Annotated in this window: 16 protein-coding genes; 10 read left to right on the top strand and 6 right to left on the bottom strand. The window is 66.8% G+C overall.

Going from position 1 to position 16,939, the window contains the following annotated elements; translation table 11 throughout:
* Nucleotides 1-2 precede the first annotated feature (2 nt).
* From JIP62_RS14540 to JIP62_RS14515, 6 genes are all read left to right on the top strand, one after another.
* Entirely contained in the window at nt 3-740 is a 738-nt protein-coding gene (locus tag JIP62_RS14540) for a flagellar hook assembly protein FlgD (protein WP_201102858.1), read from the top strand.
* Between the two features lie 12 nt (nt 741-752).
* The gene (flgE, locus tag JIP62_RS14535) at nt 753-2,207 is read left to right on the top strand and encodes a flagellar hook protein FlgE (protein ID WP_201102857.1); all 1,455 of its coding nucleotides are present in this window, start codon (nt 753-755) and stop codon (nt 2,205-2,207) included.
* 173 nt (nt 2,208-2,380) lie between these two features.
* Nucleotides 2,381-2,665: a CtrA inhibitor SciP gene (gene sciP, locus JIP62_RS14530; protein ID WP_201102856.1), complete on the top strand. Its 285-nt coding sequence runs from the start codon at nt 2,381-2,383 to the stop codon at nt 2,663-2,665.
* A gap of 104 nt (nt 2,666-2,769) precedes the next feature.
* On the top strand, nt 2,770-3,972 hold the full coding sequence (gene mnmA / locus JIP62_RS14525; protein WP_201102855.1) for a tRNA 2-thiouridine(34) synthase MnmA: 1,203 nt from the start codon (nt 2,770-2,772) through the stop codon (nt 3,970-3,972).
* Nucleotides 3,965-4,546, top strand: coding sequence for a hemerythrin domain-containing protein (locus JIP62_RS14520; RefSeq protein ID WP_201102854.1), 582 nt, complete (start codon nt 3,965-3,967; stop codon nt 4,544-4,546). The genes mnmA and JIP62_RS14520 overlap by 8 nt, the downstream gene beginning before the upstream one ends.
* Nucleotides 4,547-4,936: 390 nt before the next feature.
* On the top strand, nt 4,937-6,157 hold the full coding sequence (locus JIP62_RS14515) for an RtcB family protein (RefSeq protein WP_201102853.1): 1,221 nt from the start codon (nt 4,937-4,939) through the stop codon (nt 6,155-6,157).
* Nucleotides 6,158-6,205: 48 nt separating this feature from the next.
* On the opposite strand, the gene JIP62_RS14510 is transcribed toward JIP62_RS14515, so the two are convergent.
* Nucleotides 6,206-6,700 (bottom strand): winged helix-turn-helix transcriptional regulator, encoded by a 495-nt coding sequence (locus JIP62_RS14510; RefSeq protein ID WP_201102852.1) that lies wholly within the window; start codon nt 6,698-6,700, stop codon nt 6,206-6,208.
* A gap of 254 nt (nt 6,701-6,954) precedes the next feature.
* On the opposite strand from JIP62_RS14510, the gene JIP62_RS14505 reads away from it, so the two are divergent.
* The 3 genes from JIP62_RS14505 to JIP62_RS14495 all read left to right on the top strand — a co-directional run bounded on the left by JIP62_RS14505 (nt 6,955) and on the right by JIP62_RS14495 (nt 11,574).
* A complete protein-coding gene (locus tag JIP62_RS14505) occupies nt 6,955-7,809 on the top strand; it encodes an acyl-CoA thioesterase (RefSeq protein ID WP_201102851.1) in 855 nt (284 codons plus the stop codon).
* A 62-nt stretch (nt 7,810-7,871) separates the two neighbouring features.
* Nucleotides 7,872-9,059: a thiolase family protein gene (locus tag JIP62_RS14500; protein WP_201102850.1), complete on the top strand. Its 1,188-nt coding sequence runs from the start codon at nt 7,872-7,874 to the stop codon at nt 9,057-9,059.
* 118 nt (nt 9,060-9,177) lie between these two features.
* Nucleotides 9,178-11,574 (top strand): TonB-dependent receptor, encoded by a 2,397-nt coding sequence (locus JIP62_RS14495; protein ID WP_201102849.1) that lies wholly within the window; start codon nt 9,178-9,180, stop codon nt 11,572-11,574.
* Between the two features lie 4 nt (nt 11,575-11,578).
* Here the strand turns inward: JIP62_RS14495 and JIP62_RS14490 are convergent, their stop codons facing one another.
* Genes JIP62_RS14490 through crcB form a run of 4 tightly spaced genes read right to left on the bottom strand, consistent with a single transcriptional unit; the run spans nt 11,579 to nt 15,031 of the window.
* On the bottom strand, nt 11,579-12,247 hold the full coding sequence (locus tag JIP62_RS14490) for an HAD-IA family hydrolase (RefSeq protein WP_201102848.1): 669 nt from the start codon (nt 12,245-12,247) through the stop codon (nt 11,579-11,581).
* Nucleotides 12,244-13,656: a putative 2OG-Fe(II) oxygenase gene (locus tag JIP62_RS14485; protein WP_201102847.1), complete on the bottom strand. Its 1,413-nt coding sequence runs from the start codon at nt 13,654-13,656 to the stop codon at nt 12,244-12,246. Before JIP62_RS14485 ends, JIP62_RS14490 begins: the two co-directional genes overlap by 4 nt.
* Nucleotides 13,653-14,648, bottom strand: a complete 996-nt coding sequence (locus tag JIP62_RS14480) for an RluA family pseudouridine synthase (RefSeq protein WP_201102846.1) — start codon at nt 14,646-14,648, stop codon at nt 13,653-13,655. The genes JIP62_RS14485 and JIP62_RS14480 overlap by 4 nt, the downstream gene beginning before the upstream one ends.
* Nucleotides 14,645-15,031 carry a fluoride efflux transporter CrcB gene (crcB, locus tag JIP62_RS14475; protein ID WP_201102845.1) on the bottom strand — a complete coding sequence of 129 codons (387 nt, stop codon included), beginning with the start codon at nt 15,029-15,031 and terminating at the stop codon, nt 14,645-14,647. The genes JIP62_RS14480 and crcB overlap by 4 nt, the downstream gene beginning before the upstream one ends.
* 198 nt (nt 15,032-15,229) lie before the next feature.
* Here crcB and JIP62_RS14470 point away from each other — a divergent pair, with 198 nt between their 5' ends.
* On the top strand, nt 15,230-16,384 hold the full coding sequence (locus tag JIP62_RS14470) for a hypothetical protein (RefSeq protein ID WP_201102844.1): 1,155 nt from the start codon (nt 15,230-15,232) through the stop codon (nt 16,382-16,384).
* Nucleotides 16,385-16,396: 12 nt separating this feature from the next.
* Here JIP62_RS14470 and JIP62_RS14465 read toward each other — a convergent pair whose 3' ends face one another.
* Nucleotides 16,397-16,882 (bottom strand): CC0125/CC1285 family lipoprotein, encoded by a 486-nt coding sequence (locus JIP62_RS14465; RefSeq protein ID WP_201102843.1) that lies wholly within the window; start codon nt 16,880-16,882, stop codon nt 16,397-16,399.
* Between the last annotated feature and the right edge of the window lie 57 nt (nt 16,883-16,939).

The raw sequence follows: 16,939 nt of genomic DNA, 5'->3' as shown, positions 1-16,939 counted from the left end.
CCATGGTCGATGCCGTCACCACCAGCACAGCGGCGAACCGGATCAGCGCCGGTTCGAGCACTCTGTTCTCGAATTTCGAGACCTTTCTGAGCCTGCTGACCGCCCAGCTGAAGAACCAGGACCCGCTGTCGCCAGTCGATTCCAACCAGTTCACGGCCCAGCTGACCCAAATGGCAGGGGTCGAGCAGCAGCTGCTGACCAACGACCTTCTGACCAGCCTGCTGGCGGCCCAGCAGGGCGGCGGTCTGGCCGGGGCTTCCAACTACATCGGCAAGGAGGCGACCGCCGTCTGGTCTGCGACCGAGCTGGCGGATGGAAAGGCGACCTGGAGCTATGAACTGGCCAAGGACGCCACCTCCGCCACGGTCCAGGTTCTGGATGCCTCCGGCAAGGTGGTCTGGTCGGGCGATGCGCCGGATCGCAGCACCGGCGTGCACGACTTCACCTGGGACGGCACCACCACTGGCGGCGGCCAGCTGGAAGACGGCGGCGTCTATACGCTGAAGGTCACTGCCAAGGACGGCAACGGCGCGACGATCGACAGCCAGGTCCTGATGCGCGGCCGCGTCACCGGCGTCGAGATGTACGATGGCCAGCCGTATCTGACGGTCGGCAACTCCATCCTGCCCCTGTCCAGCGTGATCGCGCTGGAAGAACGCGCAGCCGCAGCGACCACGCCTGACACGGAGGAGGACGCCAGCCTGCTGTCCTCCCTGAACCCTCTCAAACTGTTCTCGTAAGGAGCCCACGCCATGAGCATCAACAGCGCCCTTCTGGCCGGCGTGTCCGGACTGACCGCCAACTCGGCCGCCCTGGCCGCCATTTCGCAGAACATCGCGAACGTGAACACCATCGGCTACAAGCGCTCGTCGGCCGAGTTCCAGACCGTCATCAACAGCCAGGCCAGCGGTGCGGGCTATTCGGCTGGTGGCGTCCTGGCCTCGGCCCGCCACTACGTCAGCCAGAACGGCCAGCTGCAACGCACCCAGTCGTCGACCGACCTGGGCATCGCGGGCCAGGGTTTCTTCGTCGTGACGGAGAAGCCTGAGAACCTGCAGGTCACCGACAGCCGCCTGTTCACCCGCGCCGGGGCCTTCAGCGTCGACAACCTGGGCTATCTGAAGAACACCGCCGGCCTTTATCTCCAGGGCTGGCCCGTGGATGCCGAGGGCAATATCGCCACCGACCCGTCGGACCTGAACCGGCTGCGTACCATCAACGTCGGCTCGGTCGGCGGCACGGCCGAGGCCACGACTCGGGTTCAGCTGAATGCCAACCTGAAATCCAGCCAGACGGTCTCTGCCGAGGCTCTGGATGCCGCCGCCGTTCCGGTGGGGGCCAACGCCTATAATGCTGCGACCAACTCCATGGCCCAGTGGAACGCCGAGACCGGCGCGGGTGTGAAACCTGATTTCGAACTGACGATCCCGGTGTCCGATTCCAAGGGCGGCCAGCGGACCATCGCCATCTCCTTCCTGAAGAGCACCACCCCGAACCAGTGGTTCGCCGAAATCCGTGCCGTGCCGGCCAGCGACGTTGTTGCTGGGGCAGGTCTGTCCTCCGGCCAGATCAGGACCGGTATGGTCGCCTTTACCCAGGACGGTCGCCTGGACGCCGCCGCCATGGAAGCCCTGGGTGCCGCAGCCCTGTTCCAGGACGTGAACAATGCCTCGCTCAGCTTCGCCTCCTCCAGCTCGGGCGCGCCTGGCGCGGGCGAGGTGAAGTGGGCCGACGGCCTGGGTATCGACGAGCAGGACCTGTCGTTCGACCTGACGGCGGCGACCGGCGGTCTGACGCAGTACGACAGCGGCTCGGTGGTCCAGGCGGTGCTGACGAACGGCACGGCGTTCGGCAATCTGTCAGAGGTCAAGATCGACGAAAGCGGCTTCGTCACCGCCATTTTCGACAATGGCGTGACGCGCAAGATCGCCCAGATCGCCCTGGCCACCTTCCCCAGCCCCGACAGCCTGTCGGAGAGCTCGGGCAATGCCTACCGGGTCACCCAGGGGTCAGGCACCTATAACCTGAAAGCGGCGGGAACCGGCGGAGCGGGCACCATCGGTGCCTCTCAGCTGGAGGCCTCGACGGTCGATCTGTCGGCCGAGTTCACCGGCCTGATCACCACCCAGCGCGCCTATTCGGCATCGTCCAAGATCATCACCACCGCCGACGAAATGCTGGCGGAACTCATCAGCATCAAACGATGATCGGTGAGTAACGTATCGTTAGGATGAATGAATCCTTTCGCGAATACTGAGACAGGATGCCCTGTGGACGGATCGAATTTTATCTTTTCCTTCACCACGCCGCTTAAACGGCCCTTAGCGGCACCGCGCTACCTTCGCGTCAGTGATTGTGGTGGTGAACAAGGCTCGAGACCATGCTTCAAGATCGGCGAATGAACGGCCAGGGCGAGCAGTATGTGGTCGGCCCCACGGGCACACCGCTGACGCTGCGCGACCTGCCGCCCAGCAATACGGACCGCTGGGTGATCCGCCGCAAGGCCGAGGTTGTCGCCGCCGTCCGCGGTGGCCTGCTGTCGGTCGAGGACGCGCTGGATAAATATGGTCTAACCGCCGAGGAGTTCCTGGCCTGGCAGAAGGCCATCGACAAATGGGGCATGCAGGGCCTGCGCACGACGCGGATTCAGCACTACCGGGGCTGATCTTCCGCCTTTGAGACCACGACGGCCGCATCCGGCGACGGGTGCGGCCGTTGTCTTGCCCGCCCCACCTCGAAATCGCCGCCTGCGCGCGCTATATGCCGCCGATGACGCTGCTGGAGCCCTCCTGTCCCATTCCCGACATCGCCCGACCCGACATGGACGGGGCGATTGAGGCAGCGCGGCTGGCGGTTGGCCTGCCGGTCGGCTCGCGTGTGGTCGCCGCGATGTCGGGCGGTGTGGATTCCACCGTCGTGGCGGGCCTGCTGCACAAGGCGGGCTATGAAGTCGTCGGCGTCACTCTGCAGCTTTATGACCACGGCGCGGCCCTGAAGAAGAAGGGGGCCTGCTGCGCGGGTCAGGACATCCACGACGCCCGGCTGGCGGCCGAGACCCTGGGCATTCCCCACTATGTGCTGGATTACGAAAGCCGGTTCCGCGATGCGGTGATCGACCAGTTCGCCGACTCCTATCTGCGGGGCCAGACGCCGGTGCCGTGCATCCGGTGCAATCAGACCGTGAAGTTCCGCGACCTGCTGGACGTCGCCCGCGACCTGGGGGCCGCCGCCATGGCCACGGGCCACTATGTCCGCCGCTCGGTCAGCCCGGACGGCCGCGCCCAGATGCGCAAGGCAGTCGACCATTCGCGGGACCAGTCCTATTTCCTGTTCGCCACCACGCGCGAGCAGCTCGACTACCTGCGCTTTCCCCTGGCCGATCTGGAAAAGCCCCAGGTGCGGGGCGTGGCGGCCGAACTGGGTCTGAAGATCGCGGCCAAGCCGGATAGCCAGGACATCTGTTTCGTGCCCAGCGGCGACTATCGCACCCTGATCGACCGCTTGCGGCCGCAGGGGCGCGAGGCCGGCCAGATTGTGCACATGGACGGCCGCGTCCTGGGCACTCATGCCGGGATCACCGACTATACGATCGGCCAGCGCCGGGGCCTGAACGTCGCCGTGGGCGAGCCGCTGTTCGTCACGAAACTGGACCCCGACCAGCGCCGGGTCATCGTCGGCCCGCGCGAGGCCCTGCTGACGGCCTCCCTGACGCTGGACGAGACCAACTGGCTGGGCGACGAAGCCTTGATCGAGGCGGCGGCCGAGGCTGAAAAGCCGGTGCTGGCTCGCGTCCGCTCGACCCGCCCCCCCTCGCCCGCGCGTCTGACGCTGAACGACGGCATCGTCGGCATCGCCTTCCAGACCGGCGAGGAGGGCGTCGCCCCCGGCCAGGCCTGCGCCCTTTACGATCCGACCGATCCGGACCGGCTGCTGGGCGGCGGCTTCATCCAGACGACCACCGCCGTTGTCTGATCCGGCGGACGATCCGCTTTCGCTGGCGGTGCGGACCGGCCTGCCGGTCGAGATGCGATACCTGCTGGACGCCTTCCCGCGCGAGCGCTGGCCAACGGCCGGGATGGCCGGCACGGCGGCCTTCTGGCTGCAGATGCATGCCGGGTTCCGCGCCCAGCAGGTGCGGATGCAGGCCGTCACCGACCAGTGGCGATCGGGACGGATCGACCTGCGCCAGCTTCACGGCGGCTTGCTGCCCCTGCTTCAGAACTTCTTGGGCCATCTGGACGGGCACCACCGGATCGAAAGCGGCCAGTATTTTCCGGCCTTCAGCCGAATGGAGCCGCGCATCGAAGCCGGGCTGGCCCTACTGGATAAAGACCACGACGCGATCCATGCCCATCTGGAAGCGCTTTATCGCAACGGCCTGGCCTTTCATCAGGCGATGGCGGCTGGTGCCACCGGCACGACCGACGCCGCCGCCCGTCTGGCCGAAGTGCTGGACCAGGCCGCTGCCCCCCTCGCCCGGCATCTGGACGACGAGGAAGAGATCGTCATCCCCCTGATGGCCCTGCGCGGCGATCCCCACGGCTGAGGGCGGCGTTCATCAAGCGCGAGCCAGGCGGCGTCAGGGGCATGATACGCGTTCCTTGCCGGATGCCCGATCGTTAGCGGGCACGCGCTTTGGGTGCCGATGCACGCCCTAAGGCTGGTCAAGACATCACACGGGGTGTATGCCCGCGCCTCCAAAGACGAGCGACCCATGTTTTCCAACCTCGCACCTGCGTATCTGCCGATGCCCCGCGACCGCCAAATGGTCGAGGGTGGTGGCGCGTGCGTGGAGGCGATGTAGGAACAGACGGTCGAACGACTTTGGTTTTCCAGCAACCCCTCCCGCTACCGGCCGGAGGGGTTTCTTGTATCCGCAAGCGACATCTCTCCTGCCGGTCCGTGAGGATCATCGACAGAAAAGGAGACGTCGGCCATGCGTGGCTATGACGTAATCGACAACCTGGACCATGCGCCCATCAAGGCCTGGACCCGGGGCGTGCCCATCGAGGATGTGGCGCTCAAACAACTGAAGAACGTGGCCTCGCTGCCGTTCATCCACTCTCACCTCGCGGTCATGCCCGACGTGCATTGGGGCATGGGGGCGACGGTGGGATCGGTGATCCCGACCGTGGGAGCCATCATCCCGGCCGCCGTGGGCGTGGACATCGGCTGCGGCATGATGGCTGTCAGGACCTCGGTCCGTGCCGAACATCTGCCTGACGACCTGTCAGCTATCCGTTCCGCTATCGAGGCGGCCGTTCCGCACGGCCGGACCGACAATGGCGGGCGCAATGACAAGGGTGCCTGGGCCGATGAGCCGCCCGCTTCGGCGGTCACGCGCTGGGCCGAACTGAAGGCCGGGTATGACGCCGTGGTCGAGGCTCATCCCAAGGCGGCACACCCCCGTGGTTTCGGCCACCTGGGCACGCTGGGCACGGGAAACCATTTCATCGAGCTGTGCCTCGATGAGGCGGGGGACGTGTGGGTAATGCTCCACTCCGGCTCTCGCGGTGTGGGCAACCGGTTCGGGACCTACTTCATCGAGCGGGCCAAGCATGAGATGCGCCGGTGGCACATCAACTTGCCTGATCAGGACCTGGCCTATTTCCCGGAAGGGACGGACGGCTTCGTCCACTATGTCCAGGCGGTGTCGTGGGCGCAGAAATACGCGCGCGCCAACCGCGAGGTGATGATGGACAGCGTGCTCGGTGTGCTGAAGGCCTTCTGGCCGGATCTGGAGACGACGCAGGAGGCGGTGAACTGCCACCATAACTACGTCTCGAAAGAGCGCCACTTCGGCAAGGACGTGTTCCTGACCCGCAAGGGCGCAGTATCGGCCAAGCTGGATGAGCTGGGAATCATCCCCGGCTCGATGGGGGCAAAGTCCTTCATCGTGCGCGGCAAGGGCAATGCGGACTCGTTCTGCACCTGCTCGCACGGGGCTGGCCGGGCCATGAGCCGGGCCGAGGCCAAGCGGCGCTTCACGGTGGAGGACCACGTCCGCGCCACCGAGGGCGTCGAATGCCGCAAGGACGCCGAGGTGATCGACGAAACGCCGATGGCCTACAAGGACATCGACGCGGTCATCGCGGCTCAGACCGACCTGATCGAGGTCGTGCACACCCTGCGTCAGGTGGTGTGCGTCAAGGGATGACGGGAGCCGGTTCCACGCCTGTGGAGCCGGCTTTCGTCGTTCAGGGAATTACGCCGCCTCGTCCGCCTTGGGCATGACGTCACCAACCGTGGGGCAGTTGTCGACACGGGTCAGGAAGATGTCGCGGGGTTTGACGATTTCTTCGCAGTGACGGCAGGCGATCCGCGGGTCCAGGGAGTGGCCGCAGGTCTTGTGGATCATGTCGATGCCGGCGTCGCTGTCGCCATAGACATGCTTGGCACCCCAGCCGTGCAGGGTCACCAGAACGGCGTACAGATCCTTGCCCTTGGGCGTCAGGACATATTCGTTCCGGGGCGGGCGCTCGGAATAGAGCCTCGGCTCCAGCACCCCATGCTGCACCAGAGATTTCAGACGCGCGGCCAGGACGTTGCGCGCCAGGCCCAGTCGCTCCTGCCACTGCTCGAACCGGCTGACGCCGTTGAAGGCATCGCGGATCACCAGCAGCGTCCAGGGGTCGCCAATGACCTCCAGCGTCGCGGCGATGGAACAGCTCTGTCGGGAATAGTCTGCGGTACGGCCCATTCAGCGTAATCCGGAAAAGTGTGAAGCGGTTTTCCGATCAGATTACGCTTCGCCAAACTGCGAAGGTGACGCCGCGTCACCCAATATGCAAGTGGGTTGTCAATCGGGACGCACGTTGCATTGCACCACGACCCATGTCAGTCTTGTTTGGCAACGGACATGCGGGCAGTCGCCCGCGCTTCCTGCATTCCTCACCTGAACACGGGCGAAAGCGTCGTCTTTCGCCCGTCTCCTTGCCACGCTATCGCACGACCATGATCCAGCAGACCCTTGAGCAGGCCCTGATCCTGACCCCCGTCGCAGAGGGCGTGTTGAGCGCCGATCTGCACGGCGACTTTTCAAACGGACCGGTCAGCCAGCCGCCCGAGGCCGGGTTTCCGTTCGGGGGGCTGCTGGCGGCGCTCAGCGCCTCGGCCATGCGAACGGGCCTGGATGTCCGCGGACCGCTGCGGACCTTGTCGGTCCAGTACCTGGCGGCGGCGCGCTATGGCGAGCGTCTGGACTTCGCCCCTCGCCTGCTGCGTGGCGGCCGCAGCGCCGCCTTTGCCCAGGTCGAGGCCAGCCAGGGCGGTCGCCTGACCAATCACGCCACGGCCACCTATGGTGCAGACGTGCCGGGCCCCGCCCTGACGCCGCTGACCCTGCCGCCTCCGCCTTTGGCCGGGCTCGATCCCAAGGCCCAGCTCGGCGGCCCGATGATGCCCCGGTTTGCCCAGCACGTCGAATACCGCTTCGACGGCGGGCCGCACATCCTCAGCGGTCGTGACGGTGCTTCTGCCATCGAGCGGGTCTGGATGCGGATCGGCGATGGTCGTGCCCTGGACGAGATCGCGCTCTGCTATTTGCTGGACGCACTTTATCCGCCGGTCTGGACGGCCCTGACGCGCCCGGTCGCCATGTCGACGGTGGACCTGCGCTATGACTTTCTGACCGATGCATCGCCCGAGACGGCCCCTGACGGCTGGGCCTTCTTCGAGTTCCGCATGCTGGACTTCGGCCTGGGCTGGACGGTGGATGAGGCCACCGCCTGGGGCGTGGACGGCACCCCGCTGGCTATAGCGCGCCAACGGCGAAAGCTGGCCCCGCAAAGATCACCCGCCGAAGGGTGACGCTTGCGCTCACGCATTGATGCGCCGATCTAGGCCCCACAGTTTCTCCAAGGATTTCGATCATGTCCTCCGCCGATCCCGTCGTCATCGTCTCGTTCGCCCGCACGCCCATGGGTGGGTTCCAGGGGGCCCTGTCCGGTGCCAGGGCGACGGACCTGGGCGCGGCGGCGGTCAAGGCGGCTGTGGAGCGGGCGGGCATCTCTGCAGACAAGATCGAGCAGATCTACATGGGCTGCGTCCTGCCGGCGGGCCTGGGCCAGGCCCCTGCACGCCAGGCCGCACTCGGCGCGGGTCTGGGCCTGCACGTCGAGGCGACGACCGTGAACAAGATGTGCGGATCGGGGCTGCAGGCCGTGATGATGGCGTCCGACACTCTGGCCGCCGGATCGGCAGACGTGATCGTCGCCGGCGGCATGGAGTCGATGACCGGCGCCCCCTATCTGATGACCAAGCACCGCGGCGGGGCCCGGATCGGCCACGACACCATCGTCGACAGCATGATGATGGACGGACTGGAAGACGCCTATACCCCCGGCAAGCCGATGGGCTCCTTTGCCGAGGACACCGCCCGCACCTATCAGTTCACGCGTGAGGCGCAGGACGCCTATGCGGTCGAAAGCCTGACCCGGGCCCGCGCGGCCATCGCCTCGGGCGCCTTCAAGGCCGAGATCACCCCGGTCGAGGTCACCACGCGCAAGGGCACCGAAACGATCAGCGAGGACGAACAGCCCGGCAAGGCCATGCCGGAAAAGATCCCCGGCCTTAAGCCCGCCTTCGCCAAGGACGGCACCATCACGGCGGCCTCATCGGCCTCGATCTCGGACGGTGCGGCCGCATTGGTCCTGACGCGCCAGAGCGTGGCTGCGGCCCTGGGTCTGCCGGTCGTGGCCCGTATCGTCAGCCAGGCCTCCCATGCCCATGAGCCCGGCCTGTTCACCACCGCTCCGGTCCCGGCGATGCGCAAGGCTTTGGACAAGGCCGGCTGGTCGGTCGACGACGTCGATCTGTGGGAGGTGAACGAGGCCTTTGCCGTGGTGCCGATGATTGCCATGCAGGAACTGGGCATCGACCATGCGCGGCTGAATGTGAATGGCGGAGCCACGGCCCTGGGTCACCCGATCGGGGCCTCGGGCGCCCGCGTCCTGGCCACCCTTCTGGCGGCCCTTCAGGCGCGCGGCGGCCAAAAGGGCGTCGCCTCTCTGTGCATCGGCGGTGGCGAAGCCGTGGCCATGGCAGTCGAGCTGGCCTGACCACGATCTATTAGAAAAACTATCGACTCGCTACAAATCATATCGGTTCGTGGCGAGGCTGTTCAGGCCATAGGCTAACCTCTGCGGCACCACTCCCTGGTGCCGGGAGGGCTGACCCATGACACTCAGACAGAAATCCTCGGGACGAAAACCCATCGGTCGCGCAGCGCTGGCGACCTCGACGGCGATGATCGTCTGCGCCCTACTCGCCCCCACGGCTCAAGCCCAGGACGGCACCGACTCCGATGCTCAGGATCCCCGCTCGCGTCTGGTCTATGACGCACCCGAGATCATCGTCACCGCGCGCCGCCGTGCCGAGAACGTTCAGGACGTGCCGATCAGCCTGACCGTGGTCAATGGCGAGGCGCTGGAACGGACCAATACCAACAACGTCGGCCAGCTGACCCAGCTTGCCCCCAGCGTGCAGCTTCTCTCCTCCAATCCGCGCAATACGGCCATCACCATCCGGGGCCTGGGGGCCAGCTACGGCCTCGCGAACGATGGGCTGGAACAGGGCGTCGGTGTCTATGTCGACCAAGTCTATAACGCCCGCCCGGCGACGGCGACGCTGGACTTCGTCGACCTGGACCGGATCGAAATTCTGCGCGGCCCGCAAGGTACCCTGTTCGGCAAGAACACCACCGCCGGGGCGCTGAACATCACCACCCGCAGCGCCTCCTTCACGCCCGAGGCGACGATCGAGGGCACGGTCGGCGACTATGGCCTGGACCAGTTCAAGCTGAGCGTATCCGGCCCGCTGATCGGCGATCTTGTGGCCGGGCGGCTGTCGGTCGTCTCGACCGATCGGGACGGCTTCATCAGAAACACGACCACCGGCCAGCTCCAGAACGACGCCAAGAGCATCAGCCTGCGGGGCCAGTTGCTGATCGAGCCCACACCCGCTCTGACGATGCGACTCTATGCGGACTACAGCCGCCAGGAGACCGAGTGCTGCACCCAGGTCTATGTCCGGGTCGCGCCGACTCTTAGGCCTGCCGCCCAGCAGTATCCAAGCCTGGCGGCCGGTCGCGGCTATGCCCCGCCCAGCCTCAACCCCTATGACCGCCTGGCCGATGTCGATGCCGACATCCAGGCCGATCAGACCCACCTCGGTTTCTCGGCCATCACGGACTACGATTTCGGGCCGGTCACCCTGACCTCGATCACCGCCTATCGCGAGTGGGAATGGGACCCGGCCAACGACCGTGACTACGTTGCTCTGGACATCGTTCGTCAGTCGGCCAACCCGTCGGAACAGGACCAATTCAGCCAGGAGTTCCGCCTGGCCTCCAACGGCGACAGCGCCGTCAGCTGGGTCGGGGGCCTGTATTACTTCAACCAGACCGTGGCCACGACCGGGGTCACCGAGTACGGCTCGGACGCGACCTACTGGCTGCTGGGCGGCGGCCTGCCCGATGCCCTGCTGGACGGCTACAAGGTCTTCAACACCTCCAGCATCACGACCGACAGCTATGCCGTCTTCGGCCAGTTGACCTGGGAGGTCACCGACCGCCTGCGGATCACGCCAGGCCTGCGCTATACGGTCGAGGACAAGTCGGGCAGCTATCTGGCCACGGTCGAGGGCGGCCTGGCCAATCCGACACCGGCCCAGCAGACCCGCCGCCTGGGCATCGCCCGGCCGCAGTTCTATGAGGCGGAAACCTCCGACGACAGCCTGTCGGGCCAGGTGGCCGTGTCCTATGACGTGACCGAGGATGTGCTGGCCTATGTCAGCTATGCGCGAGGCAACAAGTCGGGTGGCATCAATATGGCGGGCATCCCGACCCTGCCCGATGGCAGCCCGGCCCTGAACAGCGCCGTAGTCCGACCCGAGGATGTCACTACCTATGAGGTAGGCTTGAAGACCCAGGCCTTCGACCGGCGCCTGACCGCCAACCTGGCGCTCTATCGGACCGAGATCGAGGACTTCCAGGCCAATGTCGTGGACGCCGGACCGGGGGCCCTGCGCGGCTATCTGGCCAGTGTCGAAAAGGTCGAGATCCAGGGCGCCGAACTGGACCTGGCCTTCCAGCCGATCGATGCCTTCAGCGCCTATGCCAACATTGCCTATACCGACGGCAAATATGCGTCCTTCACCAATGGCCCCTGCCCGCTGGAGCGCGTCGGCACATCGACCGCAGCCTGCGATCTCAGCGGTGAACAGTTCCCCGGCGTGTCCCCCTGGGCCGTGTCCACGGGTGGAGAATACCGCCTGCCCTTCGACGGCCTGGGTCAGTTCGGCGAACTCTATCTGGGGGCCGACGCCAGCTATCGCTCGACCTACAACTCGGACGCCACGGTGTCGGACTATACCGAGATCAAGGGCTATGCCCTGGTCAATCTGCGGGCCGGCTTCCGCTCGGACGACAACTGGGAAGCCTATGTCTTCGTCAAGAATGCCTTCGGCGAGGATTATCTGCAGTTCGTCAGCGTCCAGACTGGCAACTCCGGCCTGGTGATCGGCAACCCCGGCGATCCGCGCACGATCGGGGTCACGATCAGGGCGCGCTACTGACCGCTCAGGCCGCGCTGGCGAAACGATCCAGCGCGGCCTCCAGGTCGGGGGTGTCCAAGGCGACATGGCGGGCCCCGGCGGCCTGTTGTTCCTCAATGGTGTGAAAGCCCCAGGCGACACCCAGCGGATGGGCTCCGGCGTTCAGGGCCATCAGGATGTCGTGGCTGGTATCGCCAATCATGACGGTACCGGCTGGCGTCGCCCCGCAGGCCGTCATGGCGGCTCTCAGCATGGCGGGGTCGGGCTTGCCCGGCCCGTCCTCGGCACAGTGGGACGAGACGAACAGCTCGGCCCAGCCCTCGCGCGCCAGATTGCGGGCCACGCCGCGCCGGTTCTGCCCCGTGGCCAGGGCCAGCCGCCATCCGTCGCGGTGCAGGCGGCGCAGAGTGTCCATCACCCCGGGATAAAGGGGCTCCTGAAACGCCTCTTCATGCATCCGGCGGAAACTGGCCTGGAAGGCGGCGACGAAGTCCGCCAGTTCGGCATCCGTCAGCGTGGGCTCCAGCGTATGCAGGGCGTGATGTAGCGACAGGCCGACGATCCGGCGCACCCGGTCATACTCCGGCTCAGGCAGGCCCAGGTCACGGGCCGCCTCCGTCGCGGCGCGAAAGATGGACGCCCGGCTGTCGACCAGGGTGCCGTCGATGTCGAAGACGGCCAGGGGGTTGGTCATGCAGGCACCACGTCAAAGGCAATGGTGAGCCGGGTCTGATCCCCCTGAAACGGGATCGTGCCGTGCCACATATAGGACGGAAAGAGCACTAGCTTGCCCGGCTCGGGCTTCTCGAAATGCTGGTGCGGCAGGTCGGACGCGAACGGAGGGCCGCCAAAGCCGATCCAGCCCTGCCGGTCGGCTCCATCCACGGCATCCGGCAGATCGATATAGCAGGCCGACGACAGCCAGCCCTCCGGATGGACATGGGCCGCGTGATAGCCTCCCGCACCGAGCCGTACCGACCACGCGCCCGACAGTCGGTAATCACCTGTAATCCGGCGGCGCAACGGATCGTCCCCCGATCCAAGTCCGGCGATATGGGCCCGGATCGGCCGGTCGATGGCACGAAAAAAGGCCCGGATGGCCGGGTCGCGGCTGGCCAGCAGGCTGGCGGTCGTCTGGGTGCCGTGACGCAGGCTCTGCCCCAACGGATGGGTCGTCAGCCGATGCAGCTTCCTCAGCGACCTGGCCAGGTCGCGCAGATAGTCCGGCAGGGTCTTCCACGGCGCGGGCGTGTCGATGGTCCAGCCCCGAACCATGGCCCCATAGTCATAAAGGGCCGCCGCGCGCGGATCGTCCATCTGCCGCCAGGCCACGGCCAGAAGACCGAGCGCGCTCTGATCAGCGGGTTGGGCAACATGAACCGCCTCGATCAGCGGCAGGGCCGCCTGCGCCTGTCGGACGACGAGATAGACCTCGGCCAGCTTCAGGGCCGTGCGCATATCGGGACGAAGGGCATAGGCCGCCCGGGCATGGTCCAGGGCGCGCGCCGGATCGAAGCCGAGCGCCGCCTGTGTCGCCGCCAGTTCGATCCCCGCATCGGTGCCATCGGCCTGCAGCGCAGACCAGACGGCGTCCGGTGCTGCGCCGCCATATTCCATGACAGTGGCCCGTGCGATCCGCAGATCGGCTGCCCCCGGCGCGGCGTCCAGCGCGGGCTGGAACGGCCGCAGTGCCGCCTCCGCATCGCCGGTACGCATCCAGATCAGCTGGGCCAGATCCCGCACGGCCTCGGCATAGGCGGGGCGCCGGGACAAGGCCTGTTCATAAGCCTTCTCTGCATCGTCAAAGCGATCCTGGGCCAGCAGGGCGCGGGCCAGGACCAGCCAGGTCTCCGGAGCCTCGCCCCCCTTGGCCAGGGCCCTGCGCGCGGCGGCCTCGGCCTCGGGGGCCCGGCCCATGTCACCCAGGATGGACGCCAGATTGTGCTCGGCAACGGCGCTGGCCGGGCGCTGTTTCACCTCGCCGCGACGCAGGTCCAGCGCGATATCCAGACGACCGACCTTTTTCAGCAGGCCGACGGCCTCGGGCATCCGGCCGGCTGCGGCCAGGGACCGGGCCTGCTGCACCGGATCGGCCGCCGTCATCGCTGACGCCGCACCCCGACGAACGGGTCGTCGCGGCCCTCGGACGGCTCGAAGCCGAAATGGGCAAAACCGGCCTTCATCTCGGGGCTCAGCGGAGCCTCCACCGTCAAGGTGCCGCCGGACGGGTGGTCCAGCTCGATCCGCCGCGCATGCAACTGCAGCTTCAGCAGGCCGCTGAGCTGGGCCGAGGCCTCGTCGCCGTATTTGGGATCGCCCAGGATCGGATGGCCGATCGCCTTCATATGGGCGCGCAGCTGATGCGTCCGGCCGGTGAAGGGGCGCAGCGCCATCCACGACGCGCGCTGGCCCGCATGGCTGATGACGGTAAAGGCGGTCTCTGCCGGTTCGGCCCCCGCCTCCTTGCGGTCGGCCGGCCGCATGATCTCATAGTCGTTGATGCCGGACTTCTTCAGCGGCACGTCGATCTGGCCGCTGCCCGGCTTGGGCAGGCCCATGACGATGGCCCAGTAGGTCTTTTTGGCCTGACGCCGTGCAAAGGCTCCCGCCAGACGCTTGGCGGCCTCGGGCCCCTTCCCCAGCAGCAGCACGCCGGACGTGTCGCGGTCCAGCCGGTGCACCAGCCGCGGCCGGTCCAACCCCTCGCCCCAGGCCGACAGCAGCCGATCGACGTGTTTGGTCGTCTTGGTCCCGCCCTGCACCGCCAGGCCGTGCGGCTTGTTCAGCGCGATCACCAGGTCGTCCTCGTAAAGGACCAGGGACTTGGCAAAGGCGATGTCCCGCTCGGACAGCTGATGCGGATCGCCCGGCTGACGCGGCGCATCCTCTGGCAGCGGCGGTACGCGCACCACGGCCCCGGCGGTCAGACGTCCCTCCGGCTTGATACGGGCCCCGTCGACGCGGATCTGGCCGCTGCGGGCCAGTTTCTGGACCTGAATGTGCGAGACATGGGGCCAGCGCCGCTTGAACCAGCGGTCGAGGCGGATGCCGTCTTCGGCGGCGTCGACGATCAGGGTCTGGACTTCACGGCTCATGCCAGCACCCGCCGGGCCAGCATCAGGCCCAGGAACAGGGCCGCGATCGACGCCGCCACAGATACCCCGACATAAGCCGCCGCCGTTCCCAGCCGCCCCCGCTCGATCATCAGCGCCGCCTCCAGCGAGAAGGCGGAAAAGGTGGTGAACCCACCCAGCACCCCGACGGCGGCAAAGACGCGGACCGTCTCCTGGCCCGCTCCGCCCCGCAGCGCCAGCCAGCCCGTCAGCAGTCCCATCAGAAGCCCGCCCACGACATTGACCGCCAGCGTACCCCAGGGCCAGGCGACGCCAGGGGCCATTTTCACAGCGGCCTGACCGACCGCATATCGGGCCATGGAGCCGAGGGCCCCTCCCAGGGCGACGAGCAGGAAACGTGTCATGTCGGCGCGCTTATACGCCGTCGCGGGGATTTGCGAAGCAGTCCGCAGGCCCCTGCCTGACGTAATCTTCACTTGCAGCCGGACAGGGTTAACGGCGATAGCTGGACTGCGCCCCTTCGCGCTCTGGGAGAACGCCGGTGGCCGGGCCGCGCGTTCTGACATAATCACCGGTCACCTTGTGGGATCGAGTCAGCGGCTATGTCGAACGAAACGCCAGACACGCCTTTTTCTGGGGCTCATCTGCCGCCGGCCGCCAGCCCGCCGCCCTCGGGGGCCGAAAACCATCCCGACCGCGAGGCCCCGGCCCCGACCCCGCCTGCGGCCCAGCGGCTGCGCTCGGCCGACGGAATTCTGAAGCCGATCGGCGAAAGCCATTATTTCTCATACGACCCCGAAGAAATCGCCGGGGTGTCGGCCCACATCGACGAATATTTCAACCAGGCGCTGGACATCTTTCCGTTCTGGGAGTCGGACGGAAAGCCGGATCGTTTCCACGTCCTGTACACCCGTCAGATCAACGAGCGCTTCCCCGCCGACCTGGATATCCGCAGCCATATCCACGACTATGGACGGGGCGTCTTCGGGGCTCTGCTGGTCCACATCGGGTCCAAGCGGCTGGCCCAGGCCCTGGCCCTGGTAGCCTTCACCCTCCTCGCGACGCTGGGCCCGACCTGGTTCTCGACCTGGACGGGGTCACAGCCGATGGGACTGGGCCTGGCCGTCGTGGCCATGTTCGCCACCGTGGGCGTGTTCTGGGGCGTGCTGGCCATTCTGTTCGTTCAGTACCGCTTCCGGCTGGAGAACGATTCCTACGAAATCTCGCGCGAGATCGTGCAGCGGACGCGTGAGTTGCAGAACCTATTCACCTCGGCCCGCGCCATGGCCGACCAGGCCGAAACCCAGTATCAGATGGACGGCAAGGCCTGGGGCCAGCGCGCCCTCTATCTGACCCGCCTGACCATGTGGATCGGGGCGCGGATGGAGTACCTCGAGAAATACATCCAGCTGGAGCTGTGGCGTGTCCGGCGCGAGCGTTACTGGATGCGCTGGGTGGCCCGCATTGTCACGCCCCTGATCCTGGTTGTCTGGCTGGTGCTGTTCGCGCTGGAGCCCGCCCCTGCCGAGGCCGGGGCCTTCCGCGCCCTGCAAGCCCTGGCCGTCATCCTGGGCGTCTTCGTCAGCTGGATATCCTATGTCCGATGGCAGACACCCGTCGCGGCCATCCAGGACAAGCTGGGGGCCGATAACTGGGTCAGATACGCTTCGCTGGATGTCGATAACGCCGTCGGCGATCAGGTGCGCCGCGACAAGGAACGGCTGGTCGAATACCGGGCCCTGACGCGCGGACGCTGAACCCGCGCTCTATCAGGGCCGGATGGCGTCGCGCACGCCGCGTGCGTCATAGGCATTGGGACGATCCGGCCTGGCGCCTCGCCCCAGAACGACTTCCAACACTGTGGACGTCGGCGACGGCCCGCTGAGGTTCAGGCCCACGCCCACACCGACACCCGAAGCGGAAAACCCGCCGTACCGGCTGCTGCCTGCGCCGATCGAGACATTCGGTCGGATGCCGCCGGCACTGTCCGGCCGGCCATCGGTCCAGCGCTGCGTGACCTCGAACCAGTCATAGCCCTGTTCCAGCGTCAGCTCGGCGGCGCGCAGCAGCGCCCGATCGGCCACGGGCCCGGGTGCCCCAACGCCTCGATAGGTCACGCGATATCGGTTGGATTCGATCCGCTGCTCGGCAAAGCCCTGCCCATTCGGCGACCCCTGCGGCCCGTAGGGAGCCAGGCTGGCACAGGCGGACAGGGACAGGGCGGCGGTGATGGCAACGGCGGCTTGGCGGATCATGGCGAGATCTCCCGGTTCTGTTCCTTTAGCGCTCGGCACCTGCCACAGGTTCCTCAG

The organism is Brevundimonas vitisensis (assembly GCF_016656965.1).
In the GTDB taxonomy this organism is placed as follows: domain Bacteria; phylum Pseudomonadota; class Alphaproteobacteria; order Caulobacterales; family Caulobacteraceae; genus Brevundimonas; species Brevundimonas vitisensis.
Note: the sequence above shows the minus strand (reverse complement) of the source record. Positions and strands in the feature narration are given on the sequence as shown.

Excerpts from the sequence above, each read along its gene's own strand:
- sciP (WP_201102856.1), top strand. The coding sequence starts at position 2,381 with ATGCTTCAAGATCGGCGAATGAACGGCCAGGGCGAGCAGTATGTGGTC.
- JIP62_RS14515 (WP_201102853.1), top strand. The coding sequence starts at position 4,937 with ATGCGTGGCTATGACGTAATCGACAACCTGGACCATGCGCCCATCAAG.
- JIP62_RS14500 (WP_201102850.1), top strand. The coding sequence starts at position 7,872 with ATGTCCTCCGCCGATCCCGTCGTCATCGTCTCGTTCGCCCGCACGCCC.
- JIP62_RS14495 (WP_201102849.1), top strand. The coding sequence starts at position 9,178 with ATGACACTCAGACAGAAATCCTCGGGACGAAAACCCATCGGTCGCGCA.
- JIP62_RS14540 (WP_201102858.1), top strand. The coding sequence starts at position 3 with ATGGTCGATGCCGTCACCACCAGCACAGCGGCGAACCGGATCAGCGCC.
- JIP62_RS14470 (WP_201102844.1), top strand. The coding sequence starts at position 15,230 with ATGTCGAACGAAACGCCAGACACGCCTTTTTCTGGGGCTCATCTGCCG.
- crcB (WP_201102845.1), bottom strand. The coding sequence starts at position 15,031 with ATGACACGTTTCCTGCTCGTCGCCCTGGGAGGGGCCCTCGGCTCCATG.
- JIP62_RS14480 (WP_201102846.1), bottom strand. The coding sequence starts at position 14,648 with ATGAGCCGTGAAGTCCAGACCCTGATCGTCGACGCCGCCGAAGACGGC.
- JIP62_RS14485 (WP_201102847.1), bottom strand. The coding sequence starts at position 13,656 with ATGACGGCGGCCGATCCGGTGCAGCAGGCCCGGTCCCTGGCCGCAGCC.
- JIP62_RS14510 (WP_201102852.1), bottom strand. The coding sequence starts at position 6,700 with ATGGGCCGTACCGCAGACTATTCCCGACAGAGCTGTTCCATCGCCGCG.
- flgE (WP_201102857.1), top strand. The coding sequence starts at position 753 with ATGAGCATCAACAGCGCCCTTCTGGCCGGCGTGTCCGGACTGACCGCC.
- JIP62_RS14490 (WP_201102848.1), bottom strand. The coding sequence starts at position 12,247 with ATGACCAACCCCCTGGCCGTCTTCGACATCGACGGCACCCTGGTCGAC.
- JIP62_RS14465 (WP_201102843.1), bottom strand. The coding sequence starts at position 16,882 with ATGATCCGCCAAGCCGCCGTTGCCATCACCGCCGCCCTGTCCCTGTCC.
- JIP62_RS14505 (WP_201102851.1), top strand. The coding sequence starts at position 6,955 with ATGATCCAGCAGACCCTTGAGCAGGCCCTGATCCTGACCCCCGTCGCA.
- mnmA (WP_201102855.1), top strand. The coding sequence starts at position 2,770 with ATGACGCTGCTGGAGCCCTCCTGTCCCATTCCCGACATCGCCCGACCC.